The organism is Psychrobacter sp. AOP7-A1-24 (assembly GCF_052376235.1).
In the GTDB taxonomy this organism is placed as follows: Bacteria; Pseudomonadota; Gammaproteobacteria; order Pseudomonadales; family Moraxellaceae; genus Psychrobacter.
The window spans coordinates 1-1,036 of sequence record NZ_JBQSVM010000099.1 but is presented as its reverse complement, the minus strand read 5'-3'; the positions used below and the strand labels follow the sequence as shown (position 1 = coordinate 1,036).

Sequence of the window (1,036 nt, the reverse complement as noted above, 5' to 3'; positions counted from 1 at the left end):
GAGAGAAAAAAACAGATGCTCTATATTTTGGTACGAAAGAAGGATTTGAGACGATAAAAAGCATCAATAATGATGAACCTGCTATCAAAAGTAGATTTAACAGCTAAAGCCACTAGTGATCTTCTATTAAGCGATTAAGCTTTGATTTGAAATACGTCTCAGACAGACATGTAGCAAATCACTATCGCTCTCTATCAGCCTTAGAATGGAGTCTGTGTTGTTTAAACTTTACTATTATCCGAACAATGCGAGTTTAGCGCCACATTTTTTGCTGCATCATGTGCAAGCGGATTATGAGTTGGTACTGGTTGAAAGAGAGAGTGACAGTCATAAGTCAGCTGATTATTTGAGCTTGAATCCTGCTGGACGTATTCCAACGCTGGTTGATTATGGGCAGGCTATCTTTGAGAGTCCTGCTATTTGTATTCATATTTGTGAATCATATCCAGAGTATGAGTTGATACCTGCACTTGGCGACCCTAAACGCCCGTTGTTTTTTCAATGGCTGGCATTCTTAAACAACACATTGCAAGCGGAACTGATGGTTCGCTATTATCCACATCGTCACACCAATGACGAGAGCAATATACCCAATATCATATCTGCTCAAGATGAGCGTATTGCAGAGGCATTGTCTATCATTGATGATCAACTAGAGTCTAATCAGTTTTTGCTTGGTGATAAACTATCGGCATGTGATTATTTCTTATTTATGTTGGCGGAGTGGTCGTTACCGTTAGAGAAGTCGCCTATGGCCTATAAAAATTTGGTAGTGTATCTAAATCGATTAAGTGAAAACCCTAGTATAAAAGCGGTATGTGAGTTCGAAGAGATAGATCTGACGCCGTTTAAACGATAGCGATATTAAGGTTTTATATTTAGCACTCAATATTTTGAGCAAGCGTTAAGCGAATAAAGGAGGCATTCATGTCGATTTGGTCATTGGTTCTAATATCATTTTTGCATATTACGATTGGTGGGGCTTTTTCACTTGGTTTTCTCTTTTATATTTGTGCAGAAAATAGCCCAGATTTAT

Annotated in this window: 1 protein-coding gene; it reads left to right on the top strand. The window is 38.2% G+C overall.

Annotated elements, in window-relative coordinates:
* The first annotated feature begins 217 nt into the window (after positions 1–217).
* A complete protein-coding gene (locus ACT3QQ_RS13865) occupies positions 218–859 on the top strand; it encodes a glutathione S-transferase family protein (RefSeq protein WP_444528424.1) in 642 nt (213 codons plus the stop codon).
* Positions 860–1,036 lie beyond the last annotated feature (177 nt).